This is a genomic window from Geodermatophilus aquaeductus (assembly GCF_900182545.1).
Taxonomy (GTDB): Bacteria; Actinomycetota; Actinomycetes; order Mycobacteriales; family Geodermatophilaceae; genus Geodermatophilus; species Geodermatophilus aquaeductus.
In genome coordinates this window covers 22,675-41,900 of the sequence record NZ_FXTJ01000012.1, presented here as the reverse complement: position 1 = coordinate 41,900, position 19,226 = coordinate 22,675, and the positions used below count along the sequence as shown (strand labels likewise).

Annotated in this window: 16 protein-coding genes, 1 pseudogene and 1 riboswitch; of the genes and pseudogenes, 9 read left to right on the top strand and 8 right to left on the bottom strand. The window is 77.3% G+C overall.

Annotation, left to right across the window (positions count from 1 at the left end; all coding sequences use genetic code 11):
• The first annotated feature begins 26 nt into the window (after nucleotides 1-26).
• Nucleotides 27-1,661 (top strand): bifunctional 3'-5' exonuclease/DNA polymerase, encoded by a 1,635-nt coding sequence (locus FN207_RS21895; protein ID WP_221888347.1) that lies wholly within the window; start codon nucleotides 27-29, stop codon nucleotides 1,659-1,661.
• Nucleotides 1,662-1,664: 3 nt separating this feature from the next.
• Here the strand turns inward: FN207_RS21895 and FN207_RS26510 are convergent, their stop codons facing one another.
• Nucleotides 1,665-1,814 carry a hypothetical protein gene (locus tag FN207_RS26510; RefSeq protein WP_185938491.1) on the bottom strand — a complete coding sequence of 50 codons (150 nt, stop codon included), beginning with the start codon at nucleotides 1,812-1,814 and terminating at the stop codon, nucleotides 1,665-1,667.
• A 157-nt stretch (nucleotides 1,815-1,971) separates the two neighbouring features.
• On the opposite strand from FN207_RS26510, the gene FN207_RS21890 reads away from it, so the two are divergent.
• On the top strand, nucleotides 1,972-2,418 hold the full coding sequence (locus FN207_RS21890) for a DUF5709 domain-containing protein (protein WP_142460570.1): 447 nt from the start codon (nucleotides 1,972-1,974) through the stop codon (nucleotides 2,416-2,418).
• Nucleotide 2,419: 1 nt separating this feature from the next.
• Here the strand turns inward: FN207_RS21890 and paaE are convergent, their stop codons facing one another.
• From paaE to paaA, 5 genes are read right to left on the bottom strand one after another with little or no spacing between them, the layout of a single operon-like run.
• Nucleotides 2,420-3,499 carry a 1,2-phenylacetyl-CoA epoxidase subunit PaaE gene (gene paaE, locus FN207_RS21885; protein ID WP_142460569.1) on the bottom strand — a complete coding sequence of 360 codons (1,080 nt, stop codon included), beginning with the start codon at nucleotides 3,497-3,499 and terminating at the stop codon, nucleotides 2,420-2,422.
• Nucleotides 3,499-3,999 carry a 1,2-phenylacetyl-CoA epoxidase subunit PaaD gene (gene paaD, locus FN207_RS21880; protein ID WP_142460568.1) on the bottom strand — a complete coding sequence of 167 codons (501 nt, stop codon included), beginning with the start codon at nucleotides 3,997-3,999 and terminating at the stop codon, nucleotides 3,499-3,501. The genes paaE and paaD overlap by 1 nt, the downstream gene beginning before the upstream one ends.
• Before the next feature lie 8 nt (nucleotides 4,000-4,007).
• Complete coding sequence (gene paaC, locus FN207_RS21875) at nucleotides 4,008-4,916, bottom strand: 1,2-phenylacetyl-CoA epoxidase subunit PaaC (RefSeq protein WP_142460567.1); 909 nt, start codon at nucleotides 4,914-4,916, stop codon at nucleotides 4,008-4,010.
• 9 nt (nucleotides 4,917-4,925) lie between these two features.
• Nucleotides 4,926-5,294, bottom strand: coding sequence for a 1,2-phenylacetyl-CoA epoxidase subunit PaaB (gene paaB / locus FN207_RS21870; RefSeq protein WP_342778778.1), 369 nt, complete (start codon nucleotides 5,292-5,294; stop codon nucleotides 4,926-4,928).
• Nucleotides 5,284-6,252 carry a 1,2-phenylacetyl-CoA epoxidase subunit PaaA gene (gene paaA / locus FN207_RS21865; RefSeq protein WP_142460566.1) on the bottom strand — a complete coding sequence of 323 codons (969 nt, stop codon included), beginning with the start codon at nucleotides 6,250-6,252 and terminating at the stop codon, nucleotides 5,284-5,286. The genes paaB and paaA overlap by 11 nt, the downstream gene beginning before the upstream one ends.
• Before the next feature lie 114 nt (nucleotides 6,253-6,366).
• On the opposite strand from paaA, the gene paaK reads away from it, so the two are divergent.
• Nucleotides 6,367-7,698 carry a phenylacetate--CoA ligase PaaK gene (gene paaK, locus FN207_RS21860; protein ID WP_142460565.1) on the top strand — a complete coding sequence of 444 codons (1,332 nt, stop codon included), beginning with the start codon at nucleotides 6,367-6,369 and terminating at the stop codon, nucleotides 7,696-7,698.
• Nucleotides 7,695-8,294 carry a TetR/AcrR family transcriptional regulator gene (locus tag FN207_RS21855; protein WP_142460564.1) on the top strand — a complete coding sequence of 200 codons (600 nt, stop codon included), beginning with the start codon at nucleotides 7,695-7,697 and terminating at the stop codon, nucleotides 8,292-8,294. Before paaK ends, FN207_RS21855 begins: the two co-directional genes overlap by 4 nt.
• 19 nt (nucleotides 8,295-8,313) lie before the next feature.
• On the opposite strand, the gene FN207_RS27385 is transcribed toward FN207_RS21855, so the two are convergent.
• Nucleotides 8,314-8,442 (bottom strand): hypothetical protein, encoded by a 129-nt coding sequence (locus tag FN207_RS27385; protein WP_281282157.1) that lies wholly within the window; start codon nucleotides 8,440-8,442, stop codon nucleotides 8,314-8,316.
• Between the two features lie 230 nt (nucleotides 8,443-8,672).
• On the opposite strand from FN207_RS27385, the gene FN207_RS26505 reads away from it, so the two are divergent.
• Nucleotides 8,673-9,560 (top strand): hypothetical protein, encoded by an 888-nt coding sequence (locus FN207_RS26505; RefSeq protein WP_185938490.1) that lies wholly within the window; start codon nucleotides 8,673-8,675, stop codon nucleotides 9,558-9,560.
• A 133-nt stretch (nucleotides 9,561-9,693) separates the two neighbouring features.
• On the top strand, nucleotides 9,694-14,412 hold the full coding sequence (locus FN207_RS21845; protein WP_185938489.1) for a cation-translocating P-type ATPase: 4,719 nt from the start codon (nucleotides 9,694-9,696) through the stop codon (nucleotides 14,410-14,412).
• Nucleotides 14,413-14,465: 53 nt separating this feature from the next.
• Here FN207_RS21845 and FN207_RS27130 read toward each other — a convergent pair.
• Nucleotides 14,466-15,158, bottom strand: a pseudogene (locus tag FN207_RS27130) (bile acid:sodium symporter family protein); the annotation flags it as partial.
• Between the two features lie 293 nt (nucleotides 15,159-15,451).
• Between FN207_RS27130 and FN207_RS27380 the strand changes: the two are divergent.
• The 3 genes from FN207_RS27380 (at nucleotide 15,452) to FN207_RS21825 (ending at nucleotide 19,223) form a co-directional block, all read left to right on the top strand.
• Entirely contained in the window at nucleotides 15,452-17,395 is a 1,944-nt protein-coding gene (locus tag FN207_RS27380) for a serine/threonine-protein kinase (RefSeq protein WP_281282156.1), read from the top strand.
• 50 nt (nucleotides 17,396-17,445) lie between these two features.
• Complete coding sequence (locus FN207_RS21830) at nucleotides 17,446-18,003, top strand: helix-hairpin-helix domain-containing protein (RefSeq protein ID WP_185938488.1); 558 nt, start codon at nucleotides 17,446-17,448, stop codon at nucleotides 18,001-18,003.
• Nucleotides 18,004-18,130: 127 nt separating this feature from the next.
• A riboswitch (cyclic di-AMP (ydaO/yuaA leader) is annotated at nucleotides 18,131-18,282 on the top strand.
• A gap of 47 nt (nucleotides 18,283-18,329) precedes the next feature.
• Nucleotides 18,330-19,223 (top strand): VldE C-terminal domain-containing protein, encoded by an 894-nt coding sequence (locus tag FN207_RS21825; RefSeq protein WP_246066263.1) that lies wholly within the window; start codon nucleotides 18,330-18,332, stop codon nucleotides 19,221-19,223.
• Nucleotides 19,224-19,226 lie beyond the last annotated feature (3 nt).

Genomic DNA, 19,226 nt, shown 5'->3' with positions numbered 1-19,226 from the left:
CCCCGGCGTCGGGGAGACTCCGGGACGTGGACCGGGTCGTGCTGCGCCGCCGCGGCGACGCCGTCGCGGTGCACGAGGCCGACGGCACGGTGGCCGAGGTCCCGGCCGACGGGCTCCCCGCGCTGGTGCGGGAGCGCGCCGGCGTCCGCTGGGTGTGGGACGACACCACCCGCTGGTACCTGGCGCTGCTGGCCGCCGGCGTCCGCGTGGAGCGCTGCACCGACCTGCGGCTGTCCGCGGCGGTGCTGCGCCGCTCGCCGTACGCCGGTCCCGGTCCGGCCGGGGACCCGGGCTGGGCGGCGCTGGAGCCGGTGACCGCGGGGGACCCGGCGCTGTTCGACCTCGCCGACCCCGCCGACGCGCTCGACCCGGTCGCCGAGGACCGCCGCCAGCAGGCCGTCCTCGCCGCCTCCCCGCAGCGGGCCCGGCTCGGCCTGCTGCTGGCCGCGGAGTCCTCCGGCGCGCTGGCCGCGGCGGAGATGACGCACGCCGGGCTGCCGTGGCGGGCCGACGTCCACGACCGGCTGCTCACCGGGCTGATGGGCCCGCGACCGGCGGCGGGGCTGCGGCCGCCGGTGCTCGAGGCGCTGGCCGGCGAGGTCCGCGCCGCGCTCGGCACCCCCGACCTCAACCCCGACTCGCCGGCGGTGCTGCTGCGCGCGCTGCAGACCGCCGGGCTGCCGGTCGAGGACACCCGCTCGTGGACGCTCGAGCGGTTCGAGCACCCCGTGGTCGCGCCGCTGCTGGAGTACAAGCGGCTGGCCCGGCTGCTCGCCGCCAACGGCTGGAGCTGGCTGGACACCTGGGCGCGCGGCGGGCGGTTCCGGCCGGTCTACCTGCCCGGCGGCGTGGTCACCGGGCGCTGGGCGTCCTCGGGCGGGGGAGCGCTGTCGGTGCCGGTCCAGGTGCGCCCGGCCGCCGTGGCCGACGACGGCTGGTGTCTGGTCGTGGCCGACGTCGCCCAGCTCGAGCCGCGCGTGCTCGCCGGGATGAGCGCCGACACCGCGCTGGCCGTCGCCGCCCGCTCGGCCGACCTCTACGCCGGCATGGTCGACGCCGGGGTCGTGGCCACCCGCGCCGAGGCCAAGGTGGGCGTGCTCGGCGCGCTCTACGGCGGCACCCGCGGCGAGAGCGGGCGGATGGTGCCGCGGCTGGCCCGCCGCTACCCGCGGGCGATCGGGCTGGTGGAGGAGGCGGCGCGGGCGGGCGAGCGCGGCGCGGTGGTGTCCACGCTGCTCGGCCGCGGCTCCCCGGTGCCCGGCGCGGCGTGGGCGGAGCGCGACGCCGACCTCGGCGAGGCGCCCGAGCCCGGCGGCCGGGACTCCGACCGCGCCCGCCGCGCGTGGGGCCGGTTCACCCGCAACTTCGTCGTCCAGGGGACGGGGGCGGAGTGGGCGCTGTGCTGGCTGGCCGACCTGCGCAACCGGCTGTGGCGGCTGGGTGCGGAGCGGCTGGGGGAGGGGCGGCTCGAGGACCGCCCGCACCTGGCGTTCTTCCTCCACGACGAGGTGGTCGTGCACACCCCGGCGGAGCTGGCCGACGACGTCGTCACGGAGGTCCGGGCCGCGGCGGCCGCCGCGGGGCGGCTGCTGTTCGGCGCGTTCCCGATCGACTTCCCGCTCGACGTCGCGGTCGTGCGCTCCTGGGCCGACGCGGGCTGAGCCTCAGGCGGCGCTGGTCTCCAGCAGGCGGCGCAGCGCCTCCTCGAAGTACTGCTCGTAGAGCTCCTGCACGAGGTCCATCCGGTCCTCGGCGACGGCGGCGTCCACCCGCCGGGCGTAGTGCTCGTGCAGCGCGGTCATCGTGGTGTCCACGGGGGCCTCCTGGGTGATCGGCTGCTCCCAGTGTCCGGCCGCGCGGGTCCGCCGTGGGGCAGGAGGGACTGCTCGCTCCGTCACACCCCTCCCGCCGGGAGCCCGGCGCGTGCCAGGGTGGGCTCCCGGCCGTCGCCGGGCACCGGAGGAGGCCCCCGTGGACCGCGACCCGTACGGCACCGACGGCACCGACCCCGAGGAGGCCACCGGCCTGCTGGAGGCCGAGGACACCCTCGAGGACCCGCGGCGCCCGCGCGACCTCGACACCGGCTGGTCGCCGCCCGAGCGGCCGTGGGGCGTCGAGGACTGGGGCACCACCGAGCGCGAGGAGGCCGCCGGCGAGAGCCTCGACGGCCGGCTGCGCCGGGAGCTGCCCGACCGGCCGGAGGACGACGGGGACGGCCTCGGCGACCTGTCCGGCGGGGACGGCGAGCTGCTCGACGACGAGGTCGGCGACGCCCGCGCCGGCCGGCTGGCCGACCCCGGCGAGGACGGCGTGATCGACGACGAGGACGAGCTGCTGGCCGAGGACCTCGGCATCGACGGCGGTGCGGCGTCGGCCGAGGAGGCGGCGGTGCACCTGGTGCGCCGCGGCGAGGAGTAGTTCAGGCGTCGAAGTCCACGGTGACCGCGTCCGTCAGCGGGAGGGTCTGGCAGGTCAGCACGTAGCCGGCCTGCACCTCCTTCTCCTCCAGCGCGTAGTTGCGGCGCATCTCCACCTCGCCGTCGGTGACCCGCGCCCGGCAGGTGCCGCAGACGCCGCCCTTGCAGGCGAAGGGCAGGTCCGAGCGCACCCGCTGGGCGGAGTCGAGGACGGGCACGTCGCGGGGCAGCGCCAGCGTGGTCGAGCGGCCGTCGAGGACCACGGTCACCTGGCTGCTGGGGCCCTCGACGGTCTCCTCGTCGCCGCGCACCGGCTCCGGTGGGACGTCGTCGACGTAGAACAGCTCCTGGTGCACCCGCTCGGGCGGGACGCGGAGCTCGCCGAGCAGCGCGCGGGCGTCGGTGACCATCCCGTGCGGCCCGCACAGCCACCAGTGGTCGACGTGCGCGGCGTCGGTGAAGGCCTCCACCAGCGTGCGCAGCCGGTCGCCGTCGAGCCGGCCGCTGGTCAGCTCGGTGTCGCGCGGCTCGCGGGAGAGGACGTGCACCAGCTGCAGCCGGGTGCCGTGGCGGTCCTTCAGGTCGGCCAGTTCGTCGGCGAACATCACCGTGTTGGTGCGCCGGTTGCCGTAGAAGACGGTGACGGTCGACTCGCCGTCGCGCAGCACGCTGGCCGCCAGCGACAGCGCGGGCGTGATCCCGGACCCGGCGACGACGAAGACGTGGTCGGCCGGCTGCGACAGGTCGGCGGTGAAGGTGCCCGAGGGCGGCAACACCTCGATCTCGTCGCCGGGTCGCACCTCCTGCACGAGGTAGCGGGAGAAGAAGCCGCCGGGCACCTCGCGGACGCCGACCCGCGGCGGGGCGCCCACCGGCGCGCAGATCGAGTAGGAGCGGCGCTCGTCGCGGTCGCCGTCGACCCGGCGCAGGGTGAGCGCCTGCCCCGGCCGGAACGCGTAGTCCTCGGCGAGCTCGGGCGGGACGTCGAAGGTGACCGCGACCGCGTCGTCGGTGAGCCGCTCGACGCTGGCCACCCGCAGCGGGTGGAATCGCGGCCGGCGGCGCGGGGGCGCGCTGGTCATCAGATCTCCTTCACGTGCTCGAACGGCTCCCGGCAGCTCCGGCAGCGGCGCAGCGCCTTGCACGCCGTCGCGCCGAACTCGCTGAGCTCCTCGGTGTCGGGGGAGCCGCACAGCGGGCAGGCCGCCGTCCGCCGGGTGGGGCCGAGCTGCAGCGGGATCGGCCCGTCGGCGCGGACGGGCGCCCTCCCCGGCGGGGCGATGCCGGCCGCGGCGAGCTTGCGGCGGCCCTCCTCGCTGATCCAGTCGGTCGACCAGGCGGGGGAGAGCACGGTGCGCACCTCGACGTCGTCGAAGCCGGCCGTGTGCAGGGCGTGCAGCAGGTCGGCGCGCATGACGCCCATCGCCGGGCAGCCGCTGTAGGTCGGGGTGATGTCGACGACGACGGTGTCCTCGTGCACGCGGACGTCGCGCAGCACGCCGAGGTCGGCGAGCGTGAGCGCCGGCAGCTCGGGGTCGGTCACCGTCTCGGCGACCGCCCGGGGGTCGGCAGAAATGGCCATCTCTGCCGTCACCAGGTGGCCGCCGGGTGCTGGCGGGCCAGGCCCTGCAGGGGGGCCAGCAGGTCGGTCAGCTCCGGTCCGTGCACGCCGGCCCGGCCGCGCGGGGCGACGTCGGCCGGCCAGCCGGGGACCCGCAGCGTCGCCCGCTGCAGCACGGTCGTGAGCACGTCGCGCACCTCGCCGCGGACGTCGGCCGGGTCGACGGCGACCCCGGCGGCGGCCAGCCGCGCCTCGACGTCGGTGGCGGTGAACAGGTCGGCCAGGTGCGGCCACACCGCGTCGACGCCGGCCTGCGCGCGGCGGTGCGACTCCGCGGTGCCGTCGCCGAGGCGCAGCACCCAGCGGGCGGCGTGGTCGCGGTGGTAGGCCAGCTCGTGCACGCCCTTGGCGGCGATCGCGGCGAGCACCGGGTCGCGCGACCCCCGTAGCCGGGCGAACACCGCCAGCCGCACGGTCGAGGCCACGAGCAGCCGGACCATCGTCTGCCCGAAGTCGCCGTTCTCCGCCGCCACCAGGCCGGTGCAGCGGAACTCGTCGGCGTCGCGGAAGTAGGCCAGCGCGTCCTCGTCGGGGATGCTCGCCGTCGCCAGCGACCGGGACCGGCCGAGCACGCCGACGGACCCCGCGCGGGCCAGCAGCAGCCGCGCCTGGCCGAGCAGGTCCAGGCCGGTGTTGCCGATCGCGACCTCCTCCTCCAGCTCCGGCGCGGCGGTGATCCACTGCGTCAGCCGCTGGGCGAGGACCAGGGCGTCGTCGCCCAGCATCAGGCAGTAGGCGCCCAGGTCGGCCGGGTCGACGCCGTCGGGCACGGTCGTGTCGACGCCGGCCAGCGGGTCGTCGAACCCGGTGCCGAACGCCCAGTGCCCGGCGTCGTCGTGCGCGTTGGTCAACGCGTCGTAGACGGTCTCCTCGTGCATGACCTGCCCTCACATGTGGGGGACGTTCTCCGGGATCTCGTAGAACGTCGGGTGGCGGTAGACCTTGTCGCCGCTCGGGGCGAACATCGGGTCCTTCTCGTCGGGGCTCGACGCGGTGATGTCGGCGGCCTTCACCACCCAGATGCTCACGCCCTCGTTGCGCCGGGTGTAGAGGTCGCGGGCGGCGTGCACGGCCATCTCGTCGTCGGGCGCGTGCAGCGACCCCACGTGCACGTGGTTGAGGCCGCGCTTGCCGCGCACGAACACCTCGTAGAGCGGCCAGTCCCGCCGGCTCACCGACGGCGAGGGCGCCGTCGGCACCTCCGGCCCGGTGGGGACGGCGCCGTGCCCGCCCTCGGCGGTCAGGTCAGTGGACACGGTGCTTCTCCGCGTAGGCGGTGGCCGCCTCGGTGACCCAGGCGTTGTCGTCGCGGGCGGCGCGCCGGCGGGCGATCCGCTCGTCGTTGCACGGGCCGTCCCCGCTGATCACCCGCTGCAGCTCCGACCAGTCGATGGCGCCGAACCGCCAGCGGCCGGTCGACTCGTCCAGGGCGAGGTCGGGGTCGGGCAGCGTGACGCCGAGGACCTGCGCCTGCGGCACGGTCATGTCCACGAAGCGCTGCCGCAGCTCGTCGTTGGTGTGCCGCTTGATGCCCCAGGCCATCGACTGCGCGGTGTTGGGGCTGTCGTCGTCGGGCGGGCCGAACATCATCAGCGAGGGCCACCACCACCGGTCGACGGCGTCCTGCACCATCGCCCGCTGCTCGGGCGTGCCGCGCATCATCGTCATCAGCAGCTCGTAGCCCTGCCGCTGGTGGAAGGACTCCTCCTTGCAGACGCGGATCATCGCCCGGGCGTAGGGCCCGTAGGAGGAGCGGCACAGCGGCACCTGGTTGCAGATCGCCGCGCCGTCGACCAGCCAGCCGATGACGCCGACGTCGGCGTAGGTGAGCGTCGGGTAGTTGAAGATCGAGCTGTACTTCTGCCTGCGCTCGATGAGCTTGTCGGTGAGGTCGGCCCGGTCGGCGCCGAGTGTCTCCGCGGCCGAGTAGAGGTACATGCCGTGCCCGGCCTCGTCCTGCACCTTGGCCAGCAGCACCGCCTTGCGCCGCAGGCTCGGGGCCGCGAGCAGCCAGTCGCCCTCGGGCTGCATCCCGATGATCTCCGAGTGGGCGTGCTGCGCGATCTGGCGCACCAGCGTCCGGCGGTAGCCCTCGGGCATCCAGTCGCGCGGCTCGATGCGGTGGTCGGCGGCGATCGTGGCCTCGAACTGCCGCTGGAGCGCGGCCTCGTCGGGGCTGCCGGCGGCGGGCCGGTCCAGGGTGGGCGCGGACATCGCGTCTCCTCAGGCTGTTTACTGACCGTCCGGTCAGGAATAGTGTCTCCCACGTCGGCAGCGCGCACAAGCGCCGGCCGGCGATCCCACCGCCGAGCGACGAGGACGGCACGGATGACGACCACGGAACACCGGCGGCTCGGCGAGGCGCCCGACCCCGCGACGCTCGACCCGGCGGAGCGCCTGTCGGTCCACGAGCTGCGCGCCCAGCAGCTCGAGCGGCTGCGGTGGTCGCTGCGGCACGCCTACGACAACGTCCCGCACTACCGGCGGGCCTTCGACGCCGCCGGGGTGCACCCCGAGGACTGCCGGGAGCTCGCCGACCTCGCGCGGTTCCCGACGACGAGCAAGGCCGACCTGCGCGAGAACTACCCGTTCGGCATGTTCGCCGTCCCGAAGGAGCAGGTCCGCAGGGTGCACGCCTCGAGCGGCACCACCGGCCGGCCCACCGTCGTCGGGTACACCGAGCGCGACATCGCCACCTGGGCCGCGGTCATGGCGCGGTCGATCCGCGCCGCCGGCGGGCGGCCGGGGGACACCCTGCACAACGCCTACGGCTACGGCCTGTTCACCGGCGGCCTGGGCGCGCACTACGGCGCCGAGGCGCTGGGCTGCACCGTCGTCCCGGTCTCCGGCGGCATGACGCCGCGCCAGGTGCAGCTGATCACCGACTTCCGGCCCCGGGTGGTCATGGTGACGCCGAGCTACATGCTCACCGTGCTCGACGAGTTCGAGAAGCAGGGGCTCGACCCGCGGGAGTCCAGCCTGGAGATCGGGATCTTCGGTGCCGAGCCGTGGACCGAGCAGATGCGCCGCGAGATGGAGGAGCGGGCCGGCATCCACGCCGTCGACATCTACGGCCTGTCGGAGGTGATGGGCCCCGGCGTCGCGCAGGAGTGCGTGGAGACCAAGGACGGCCTGCACGTCTGGGAGGACCACTTCTACCCGGAGGTCATCGACCCGATCACCGGCGAGGTCCTGCCCGACGGTGAGGAGGGCGAGCTGGTGTTCACCTCCCTGACCAAGCAGGCCATGCCGGTCGTCCGGTACCGCACCCGCGACCTCACCCGGCTGCTGCCCGGCACCGCGCGCCCCGGCATGCGGCGCATGCAGAAGGTCACCGGCCGCACCGACGACATGATCATCCTGCGCGGGGTCAACCTGTTCCCCACGCAGATCGAGGAGGTCGTGCTGCGCACCCCGGGGTTGTCCCCGCACTTCGCGCTGGAGCTGGTCACGCGCGGGCGGATGGACCACCTGGTGGTGCGGGTGGAGGCGCGCCCGGACTGCCCGACCGAGCGGCGTCCGGCTGCGGCCGCCGAGGTCGTGCAGGGGGTCAAGGACACGGTCGGGTCCAGCGTCGAGGTGCTCGTCGTCGACCCGGAGACGCTGCCGCGGTCGATGGGCAAGCTGCAGCGCATGACCGACAACCGCGACCGCGCGTGACGGAGACGAGGGTCCGCCGGGGCCGACCCGGGCACTCGCTGGACACGCTGCTCGGCGTCGCCGTCGCGGTGTTCAACGAGCGCGGCTACGACGCGACCAGCATGGAGGAGCTCGCCGCGCGGCTGGGGGTCACCAAGTCGGCGATCTACCACCACGTGCCGAGCAAGGTCGAGCTGCTGCGGCTGGCGCTGGACCGCGCGCTGGACGCGCTGTTCGCCGTCACCGAGGAGCCGGGAGCGGTCAGCGGCCGCGCGATCGACCGGCTCGAGCACGTCGTGCGCGGCTCGGTCCGCGTGCTGGCCGCCGAGCTGCCGTTCGTCACCCTGCTGCTGCGGGTGCGCGGCAACTCCGCGGTGGAGGAGGCGGCCCTGGCCCGGCGGCGGGACTTCGACCGGATCGTCACCGACCTCGTGCGCTCGGCCGAGGAGGAGGGCGACGTCCGTCCCGACGTCGACCCCGCCGTCACCAGCCGGCTGCTGTTCGGCACGGTCAACTCGCTGACGGAGTGGTTCCGGCCCGGCGGTGCCCTGTCCGCCGACGCGCTGGCCGACGCGCTGGTCGCCACCACGTTCGAGGGCCTGCGCGCCCGCCCGTGAGGGGCGGGCGCGCGGCGGGTCAGCCCCGGTCGGGGCGCGGGCGGTAGGGCGCGCCCGGGTTGAAGACCTCGAGCGTGTAGGCGTCGAGGCGGCGCAGCCACGAGCGGGTGCGGGTGGTGCGCGCGGTGGGTCGGGCGGTGGGAGTCATGGCGTCTCCAGGGGGGTCGGTCTCTCGGGGACGTCGTCGTCTCGGCCGCGTCCCACGCTCCCCGCGGCCCGTTGCAGGACGGCGAAGCCGCCGTGAACGGGAGGGAAACGGCCCCGTGTGCTCCACCACTGCGGCGGGCGGCGGGATCGGGCCGGAAGTCCGGTGACACGGCTGCCCGGCGGTGCTTCGATGGGCGCGCACGGGGGCGGTACCGACGTCGGAGGTCTCCGGTGGACCCTGTCTCCACGGCCGTGCGCCCCTCGACCGACCGGCCGCGCGAGCTGCTCCCCGGGATGCGGGTGCTGCTGCTGGCCTTCAGCGTCCTCACCGCCCTCGCCGTCGGCGCGCTGCTGCTGCAGCCGGGCCGCACCGACCAGGTGTTCGCCTGGACGATCCAGCCGCCGCTGACCGCGGCGTTCCTGGGCGCCGGCTACGCCGCGGGGTGCACGCTGGTCGTCCTGTCGCTGCGCGACCCGGTGTGGGCCAACAGCCGCGTGCCGGTGCTCACCATCCTGGTGTTCACGCTGCTGACGCTGGTGGCCACGCTGGTGCACGTCGACCGCTTCCACTTCCAGGCCGAGTTCGCCACCGCGCCGCTGCTCGCCCGCGCCGCCGCCTGGTTCTGGACCGGCGTCTACATCGTCATCCCGCTGGCGATGCTCGTCCTCCTCGCGCTGCAGGAGCGCGCGCCGGGCACCGACCCACCGCGCCGCCGTCCGGTGCCGGTGCTGCTCCGGGCGGCGCTCGCGGTCGAGTCGGTCGTGCTGCTCGGCGTGGGCGCGGCGATCTCGGTGGCCCCGACGACGGCGGAGACGCTGTGGCCCTGGACGCTGACCCCGCTCACCGCCCGCGTGGTGGGCGCCTGGCTGGTCGCCTTCGGCGTCGCGACGGCGCTGGCGGCACTGGCCGGCGACCTCGAGCGGCTGCGCACCGCGGCGGTCGCCTACACCGTCTTCGGCGTCCTCGTGCTCGTCACCGTGGTCTGGCACCGCGGCACGGTGGCCTGGGACCGGCCGGTGGCCTGGGCGTTCGTCGCGGTCGCGGTCGCCGTCGTCCTCACCGGCGCCGCCGGCATCCGGCGGGCCCCGGTGCCCCTCGCCGGGAGGCACCGCCCCTGAGCCCGGCGCCGGGGACCCGCACGGTCGGTCCCTGCATTGCGGACGGTCGCGTCCCGGCGCACGCTCGGGGTCTCTGTCGCAGGGGGCGGACGATGAGCGGAGAGCGGACGGCCCGCGGGCCGGTGAGCGCCGGGTGAGGGTGCTCCGCCGGGCCCCCACCGTCCGGCGCGCACTGTCCGGCGCGGCCCGGCTGGCGGGCACGGGGGTGCAGGTCGCCGTCGCACCGGCCGTCGTCACCGCCGGCCTGCTCGGCGCCTCGTCCCGGGCCGCGGTGCGGACGGCGGAGGACCTGACCTCCCGGGTGAGCGGCCGGCCGGTCGACCTCGCGCAGACCGCCGTCTCCGGGATCCGCGCCGCCGGCACGCTGCTGACGGGGGCGGACCCGCTGCCCACCGGCCGGCTCCGGGAGCTCGCGCGCGTCGCCGCCGGCATGTTCGAGCCCGAGGGCGACCGGCACACGCCGCGGGTGTGGGCCGACTCCGGCCTCGTCCAGGTGGAGGTCCCCCCGCCCGCGCCCGGTGCGCCGCCCGACGCGGGCCGGGCCCTGCGCCGCCGGCTCGAGGGGCTCGACGGCGTGCAGTGGGCGACGGTCAACGACCTCCTCGGCCGGGCGCTGGTCGCCGTCGACGAGCGGCGGGTGCGCGTGGACGACGTCGTCACCACCGTCGGCGCGGTGCAGGGCGCGAGGGACCGGCGCGGGGCCCTCCCCGAGTCCGGCGACCACCCCGCCGACCTCGAGCCCCTGGTGGCCGCGGCGGCTGCCCTCGCCGTGGACGCGCTCGGCGTCGCCGCCGCCCTCACCGCCCGGGCGCTGCCCCTCCCCGCCCTCTCCCGGCACGCCACGCTGACGGTCAACCTCCTCGACACCCAGGACTGGCTCACCGGGCTGCTGGCCCGGCGGGTCGGCCGGTTCGGCACCCGCCTGGCCCTCGAGGGGCTCTCGGCGGTCCTGCACTCGGCGACGAAGAGCCCGACGGTCCCCGCGCTCAACGCGGTCGCCTCCCTGCAGCAGGTGCTCGAGGTGCGGGCGCGCCGCCAGGCGTGGCAGCGGCGCGAGGAGGAGCTGTGCCGGCCCGAGCCGGACGGCACCGAGCCCGAGGACGTCCGCCCGGCCGCCGGTGCGGGGGAGCGACCCGTTCCGCTGCCGCCCGGCAGGATCGGCCGCTACCAGGGCCGCCTGGGCCCGACGACGACGGCCGCGGTGCTGGCCGTCCTCGCCCTCACCGGCCGGCCGGGCCGCGCCGCCGACCTGGTCAAGGCGCTCTCGCCGAAGGCGGCGCTGCAGGGCCGGGAGTCCTTCGCCGCCACGCTGGACCTGCTGATGTGCCGCTCGGGCGTGCTGCCCCTGGACGGCACCGCCTACCGGCGCCTCGACCGGGTGGACTGCGTGGTCGTCGACGGCGCCACCCTGTGCACCGGCCCGCCGGTCGTCCTCGAGGCGACCGCCGAGGCCGACGGGTGGGACGACGCCGCCGTGTGGACGGACGCGGCGCGGCTGCTGGGCGCCGAGGGCGGGGACGGCGGCGGCGGGGACGGGGACGGCGGTGGTGCCCGCGGTGGTGCCCGCGGGACCCGGCTCGGCGACTCGCGGGAGGCCCCGGACGCGCCCGGGGCGTCGCTGCGGACGCTCTACGCCGGACGCCGCCGCGTGGGCACCGTCCTGGTCGCCCCGGAGCTCGACCCGCACGCCGAGGCGCTGCTGACCACCGCCGTCGGCACCGGCGCGCGCCTCGTCCTCACCCCGCACGCCGGCACCCGGGAGATCGCCGGCATCGCCGAGGAGGTCCCGCCCGCGGACGAGTCCCCGGCCGACGTCGTCCGCCGGCAGCAGGCCGAGGGGCGCGGGGTGCTGCTGGTCTCCGCCGCGGAGACCGCCGCGCTGCTGGCCGCCGACGTCGCGGTGGCCCCCGTGCGGCCGGGCCGCGCGCCCGCCTGGGCCGCCGACCTGGTGACCGGGCCGGGCCTGGACGACGCCTGCCGGGTGGTCCGGGCCGTGACCGACGCGCACGCGCTCGCCCGCCGGTCGGTGCACACCGCGCTGACCGGCAACGTCCTGGGCGCCCTGCTCGCCGCCGTCGGTTCGGCCCGCGCGGGGCAGCGGCGGGCGACCACCCCGGGCAAGACGGCGACGGTCTGGACGATCGTCGACGGCACCTGGACGGCGGTCCGCGCCGCGCGCCGGCCCGCGCCGCCGCCGTCGGTCCACACGCCGTGGCACGCGCTCGACCCCGACGACGTCCTGCGCCGGCTGGCCGCGCTGCCCCGGGCCGACGACGCCGCGCCCGACCTGCTGACGCGGGCGTGGCGGCGGGGGACCGGCGTGGCCGCCGTCCGGGTGCCGGTCCGGTTCGCGCGCACCGTCGCCGCCGAGCTCGCCGACCCGCTCACCCCGGTCCTCGGCGCCGGCGCCGGCGCCACCGCCGTGCTCGGCGAGACCGCCGACGCGTTCCTGGTCGGCGGCGTCACCGTGGGCAACGCGCTGCTCGGCGCGGCCCAGCGGATGCGCGCGGAGACGGCCCTGGAGTCGCTGCTGCTCGAGCAGGACGCGTGCGTGCGCCGGGAGACCGACGGCGGCTCCGAGGAGGTCCCGGCCGGCGCCCTGCGCGTGGGCGACGTGGTCCTCGTGGGATCCGGCGACGTGGTCACCGCCGACGCGCGGCTGCTCGCCGTCGAGGACCTCGAGGTGGACGAGTCGAGCCTCACCGGCGAGTCGCTCGCGGTGGCCAAGTCCGTGCCCGCGACGCCGGGCGCCGAGGTCGCCGACCGTCGCTGCATGCTCTTCGACGGGACGACCGTGGTCGCCGGCAGCGGACGCGCCGTCGTCGTCGCCGTCGGGTCGGCCACCCAGGCCGGGCGGGCGGCCCGGGCGGCCGGGCGGGGCGCGCCCCCCGCCGGCGTCCAGGCCCGCCTGGCCGAGCTCACCCGCTCGGTCCTGCCGCTGACGCTGGCCGGCGGCGGTGCCGTGACCGCGCTGGGGGTGGCGTGGCGGCGGCCGCTGCGCGAGGCGGTCAGCGCCGGTGTCGCCGTCGCGGTCGCGGCCGTGCCCGAGGGGCTGCCGCTGGTGGCCACCGTCGCCCAGCAGGCCGCGGCCCGGCGGCTGTCGGGGCGCGGGGCGGTGGTGCGCAGCGCCCGCGTCCTCGAGGCGCTGGGCCGGGTGGACACCGTCTGCTTCGACAAGACCGGCACGCTGACGGAGAACCGGCTGCAGGTGGTCCGGCTGGTGCCCCTCGGGGACGGCGGCGACGACGAGGACGGCCTGCTCCGCCTCGCGGCGGCCGGGGTGGGCGCCGGTGACACCGACGCGCACGAGACCGATCGCGCCGTCGCGGCCGCCGCCGGCGACCGCGGGGTGGCCTGCGCGGAGGAGCCCGATGCCTCGGTCCCGTTCGCGACCGGGCGCGGCTTCTCGGCGGCCCTCCGCGCGGGCCGGCTGGTGGTCAAGGGCGCGCCGGAGGTCGTGCTGCGGCTGTGCACCGACGCGGGCGACGCCGCCGGCCGGGTGCGGGAGCTGGCCTGCGAGGGCCTGCGCGTGCTGGCCGTGGCCGACCGGGAGCTGGAGGGGCGGCCGGAGGACCTCGAGGCGGCCGCGACCGGGCTGACCCTGCGCGGCCTGGTGGGGCTGGCCGACACGGTGCGCGCGTCCTCGGCCGCGGCGGTCGAGCAGCTCGGCGCGGCCGGCGTCCGGGTGCTGGTGGCCACCGGTGACCACCCCGAGACCGCTGCCGCCATCGCCGCGGAGGCCGGCGTCCCCGACGCCGACCGGGTGGTGACCGGCGCCCGGCTGGCGCGGGCGTCGGACGCCGAGCGGGCCCGTCTGGTGCGGGAGGCGGCGGTGTTCGCCCGGCTGACCCCCGAGCACAAGGTGCTGCTGGTGCAGGCGCTGCGCCGCACCGGGGCCACGCTGGCCATGACCGGCGACGGCGTCAACGACGCCGCCGCGATCCGGCTGGCCGACGTCGGGGTGGGCGTGGCCGGGGCGGAGTCGCCGGCCGCCCGCAGCGCGGCGGACCTGGTGATCACCGACCTCGACCTGACCCGGCTGGTCGACGCCGTGGCCGAGGGCCGCGCGCTGTGGTCCCGCGTCCGGGACGCCGTCGCCATCCTCGTCGGGGGCAACGCCGGCGAGGTCGCCTTCACCGTCCTCGGGACGGCGCTGGGCGGCCGCGCGCCGCTGGGCACGCGGCAGCTGCTGCTGGTCAACCTGCTCACCGACATGTTCCCGGCGCTGGCCGTCGCCGTCGGCCGGCCGGGGGCGGCCGCCCCGGCGGGGGACGACGGGCCGCTGGCCGGTCACCCGCTCGCGCCGGTGCTGCTCGCCGGCCCGTACCGCGGCTTTCCCGAGTCGGTGCGCCGGCTCGTCGCCGTCCGCGGCGTCGCCACCGCCGCCGGCGCGACCGGCGCCTGGGCCACCGGCCGCGTCACCGGCCTGCCCCGCCGGGCCGGCACCATGGGCCTGGCGGCCCTCATCACCACGCAGCTCGGGCAGACCGCCTGGGCCGGGCGGCGCAGCCCGCTGGTGCTGGCCACCGCGGCCGGGTCGCTGGCCGCCCTGGCCGTCGTCGTGCAGACCCCGGGGCTGAGCCGGTTCTTCGGCTGCACCCCGCTGGACCCGCTCGCGTGGCTGGTCGTCCTCGGCTGGGCGGCGGCCGGCACCGCGGGCGCCGAGGTGGTCCCGGCGCTGTGGCGCCGGTGGGCGGGTCAGGACGCCACGCCCTCCGGCTCCCTGCCCTCCGACTCCCTGCCCTCCGACTCCCTGCCCTCCGGCTCCCTGCCCTCCGGCTCCCGCGACCGGGACGACCGGGTGACGGCCCAGCCGGCGAGTGCGGCCACGGGGAACATCAGGACGCCGTAGACCGCCGCCGGGACGGCGAGCTCCACGCTCCCGAGGACGCTGATCGCGACCGCGATGGCCAGCGTGCTGTTGTGCACGCCGATCTCGAAGGCGCACGCGACCGCCTGCCGGTGGCCGACGCCGAGCGCGCGCGGCACGGCGAAGCCGACCAGCAGGCTGAGCACGCAGAACGCGAGGGCGACCAGGCCGACCTCGCGCAGGTAGCCGGCCACGTTCTCCCGCTCGGCGACGACCGTCCCGACGATCACCAGCGCCAGCACGACCGCCGAGAGCACCCGCACCGGCCGGTCCGCGCGGTCGGCGGAGGCCGGGGCCGAGCGCCGCACGAGCATGCCCAGGGCCACCGGCACCAGCACGATCGCGAAGACCTGCACCGTCTTGCCGAACTGCAGGCCGATCGACCCGGCGTCCGGCGGGTCGAAGACGGTCACCGCGAGGTTGGTGACCAGCGGCAGCGTGACCACCGCCAGCAGCGAGTTGACCGCCGTCAGGGAGACGTTGAGCGCGACGTCCCCGCGGAAGAGGTGGCTGAACAGGTTCGCCGTCGTCCCGCCCGGGGAGGCGGCCAGCAGCAGCATGCCGACCGCGAGCACGGGCTCCAGGCCGACGGCGATCACGAGTCCGAAGCAGAGCGCCGGCAGCACCAGCAGCTGCAGCCCCAGGGCGACGACGGCGGCGCGCGGCCGGCGGGTGACCCGGACGAAGTCGTCGACGGTGAGCGACAGCCCGAGCCCGAACATGACCACGGCCAGGGCGGCGGGCAGGGCGACGGTGGCGAGAGCCGAGTCCACGGGCGACCTCCGGAACGGCCGCGGCGCCGGTGCCGCGGGTTGCCGGGATCCTGGCGGACCGGGCGCCGGGCGGCGAGGCCCGGCACGCGAGCGGGCGAACGCCCGCGGACGGTCGCGTGGTTGACGAGGCGTCCGGGCGGGAAACGGGACCTGGTCGGCCGTCCGGCGCGGGACGGCGTGGACAGCCCCGCTGGGGGCCGGAGGGAGCGGGTCGAGGACCCGCGGCGTCGGACGGGACGGAGCGCGCGGTGACCACGGTCGAGCACGAGCGGCAGACCCTCGGGGACCGCTACGAGCTGCAGGAGCTCATCGCCACCGGGGGCATGGGCCAGGTGTGGCGCGGGCGCGACGTGCTGCTCGAACGGCCCGTGGCGGTCAAGGTGCTGCGCAGCGAGTACGCCGACGACCCGACGTTCCTCGCCCGGTTCCGCAACGAGGCCCGCCACGCCGCGGCGCTGAGCCACCCGAACATCGCCACCGTCCTGGACTACGGCGAGGGCTGCGAGGACGGCACCGGCGAGCACCTGGCCTACCTGGTCATGGAGCTGGTGGAGGGCGCGCCGCTGTCGACGCGCATCCGCGACGAGGGCCCGCTGGACCCGCAGGCGGCGCTGTCGGTGCTGCGCCAGGCCGCCGCCGGGCTGGCCGAGGCGCACCGCGCCGGTGTCGTGCACCGCGACGTCAAGCCCTCGAACATCCTGGTGCGGCCCGACGGGCGGGTGAAGCTCACCGACTTCGGCATCGCGTGGTCGGCCGAGTGCGTGCCGCTGACCCAGACCGGCCAGGTCATCGGGACCGCGCAGTACATGTCCCCGGAGCAGGCCGCGGGCGAGCGGGTCAGCCCCGCCAGCGACGTCTACGCCCTCGGGCTGGTCGGCTACGAGTCGCTGACCGGCCACGCCGCCTTCTCCGGCACCAACCCGGTGACCGTGGCGCTCAAGCAGGTGCGCGAGCAGCCCGAGCCGCTGCCCGAGGACCTGCCGCCCGACGTCCGCGAGCTCATCGGCGCCGCCCTCACCAAGGACCCCGGCGCCCGGCTGCCCGACGGCGCGGCCTTCCTGAACGCGGTCGAGGACACCCTCGAGCACCAGTCGCAGCCGGTGCCGCCCACGGCACCGGTCGAGGTCGCGGCGGCGATGTCGACGGCGGCGACCGCGAGCGGGGCCGGTCCCGACACCGTCGCCGACGCACCCGCGGGCCCGACGGCGCGCCGCGCACCCGAGCCGCCCGGGCCGCGCCGCACCCGCCGGCGGCAGCTCGTCCTGCTGCCGCTGCTGGCGCTGCTGCTCGTCGTGGGCGGCTTCGTGCTGGTGGGCACCCGGTCCGGTGACGCGCCCGCGGCCGAGGCCGTGCAGACCGACACCGGCGGGATCGTGCTGGCCGCCGCCGACCACGTCGGCCGCCCCGTGACCGAGGTGGTCGAGGACCTGACGGCGCTCGGGCTCACGGTGGGCCAGCGCAGCGAGGCCACGGCCGACGCCGACCCGGGCACCGTGGTGCGGCTGTCCCCGGTGGACGTCGAGCTCGCGCCGGGCGACCGGGTCCAGGTGGTCGTGGCCGTGCCGCCGGACACCGCGGTGCCCGCGCCGGAGCCGTCGGCCCCGGGCGCCGCCGGCACCGGGGCGGAGGGGGAGGCGGCCCCGGTGCCCGCCACCCCGGACGGCACCGAGGGCGGCGCACCCGCGGACGACGGCACCTCTCCGCCGGCCGGTCCGGCCCCGGGGACGACGCCCGGCGGCAGCACCGCGCCCCAGGACACCGCAGCGCCCGAGGACACGGCGGCGCCCGGGGACACCGCAGCGCCCGGGGACACCGCGGCGCCCGGGGACACCGCAGCGCCCGAGGACACCACCGCGACCACGCCGACGGCCCCCGGCGGGACGGCCGGGAGCACCACGCCCGGCACGACGGGGGAGACGACGGACGACCCGGCAGGGAACACCGCGGGGGAGACCGCGACGGACACCGCGACGGACACCGCGACCACGCCGCCCGCCACGGGCACCCCCGAGGACACCGCGCCGCCTCCCAGCGGGACGGATCCCGCCACGCCGTCGACGGACCCCGGCACGACACCCGGCACGGCGCCCGGTACCGGGTCGGCGTCGCCGTCCGCGACCCCGGACGCCGGCGGCAGCGCCACCTCCTCCGTCCCCGCCGGGGAGTCCGGCCCGGCGGGCGCCTCCGGCTGACGCGGCGCGCGGGGCTAGGTTCTGACGCCATGCCGACGAGGTCGCGGGACGTGCCGACGGGGACCGTGCAGGAGCTGGGCCTGCCCGCACGCGCGGTGGGTGCGCTGGCCCGCGCCGGTGTCACCACTGTCGACGAGCTGGCCGGGCTCACCCGCCGCGAGCTGTCCGCCGTCCCGGGCCTGGGGCCGGCGATGGTGGCCGCCATCCGCGCCGTCGTCCCCGAGCCGGTGGCCCAGGGCCTGTGGCCGCTGCCCGACGACACCACCGACGGTGACACCGCCGACGACGGCCCCGCCTCCCCGCCGATCCCGTCGTTCGCGTCGCTGCGCGGACCGCGGCGGCGCTCGGCCCTCGACCTGCTCGTCCCGGAGCAGCCCCCGCGGGAGGAGCCGGCGCCGGCGCGGACGGCCCAGCAGACGGATCCGGAGGACCCGGACGACGGCGCCCCGCCGGTGTTCGCGCGCGCCCCGCGGCCGGCCGAGTGGTCCGACCTCGCCGCCTTCGGAGTGCGCGGCGTCCGGGCGGCCGCGCGCCTGCACTGGCGCGTGACCGTGTGGTGGGTGCAGACGCCGGCACGGCTCGTCGAGCGGCTCCGCGGCTCCTCCTGACCGCCTCCCCCACGACCGCGTCCCGGACGTGGGTCGCGTCACGGATCCCCGGCCGCCGATTGTCACGGCCGGGTAACGGCGGCTACCGTGGCCGAGGCCGTCCGGCCCTGTCCCCGTCCGGGGACCCGGACGGTCGCCGCCGAGTCGCCCCGAGGGCGAGCCGGGGACCCACCGCAGTACTGGGGTGAATCCCGCACCGGACCCGTGTGTCCGTGCAGGTAGGGCTGCTTCCCGCCCGAACCCGTCAGCTAACTCGGTAGGCGGCTGACGGGAGAGACGGATCCATGCACCCCCGCACGACCACCTCCGGCCGCTCCGCCGCGTCCGTGAACCGTTCCAACCGCCGCCGCGGCCCGCTCGCCGGCCGCCGTCCGGGCATCTACCTGGGCGTCGCCGCCGCCGGCGCCGTCCTGGTCAACGTCCTGGTCGGCCCGCAGCCCGCGGCCACCGCCGAGGCCGGGACGGCGACCGAGTCGGTCGCCGTCGCCCAGGCGCTCGGGCTCTCGGCGCAGTCCGGCCCGGCCGAGACCGCCCCGGCCGACCTGCAGCCGCTCGAGGACCTCGCGGCCACCCGCAGCAGCCGCGAGGCCGCCGAGACCGCGGCGCAGCAGTCGCAGGCCGCCGCCGACCAGGCCACCGTCGACCGGCAGCGCGCCGAGGCCGAGGCCGCCGCCCGCGCCGCCGAGGAGGCCGCGGCCGCGCAGGCCGCCGCCGAGGCCGCCGCCGCAGCGCAGGCCGCCGAGGCCGCCGCCGCGGAGCAGGCCGAGGCGCAGGCCGACGCGGCGGAGGCCGAGGAGGCCGAGGCCGCGGAGTCCTCGCAGGGCGCGGCCACCGTCGCCTCGTCGACCGCCGCCTCGGTCGTCGCCCGCATCACCAACACCGCCGGTAGCGTGAAGCCGCAGGTGCAGGCCGCCGCGAACACCGTCGTCAGCAACGTGCCCGGCGCCGACGGGATCACCCTCGGCGGCACCCGCGCCAGCGCCGCCGACCCCGGCGGTCACCCCTCGGGCCTGGCCCTGGACTACATGGTCATGACCGACGCCGCCCTCGGCGACGCGATCGTGGCCTACCACCGGGCGCACTGGGACGAGCTCGGCGTCGACTACCTCATCTGGCAGCAGCGGATGCTGTCCTCGCCGAACGGCTCCTGGTCGACGATGGAGGACCGCGGCGGCACGACGGCCAACCACTACGACCACGTGCACGTCAACTACAACTGAGCC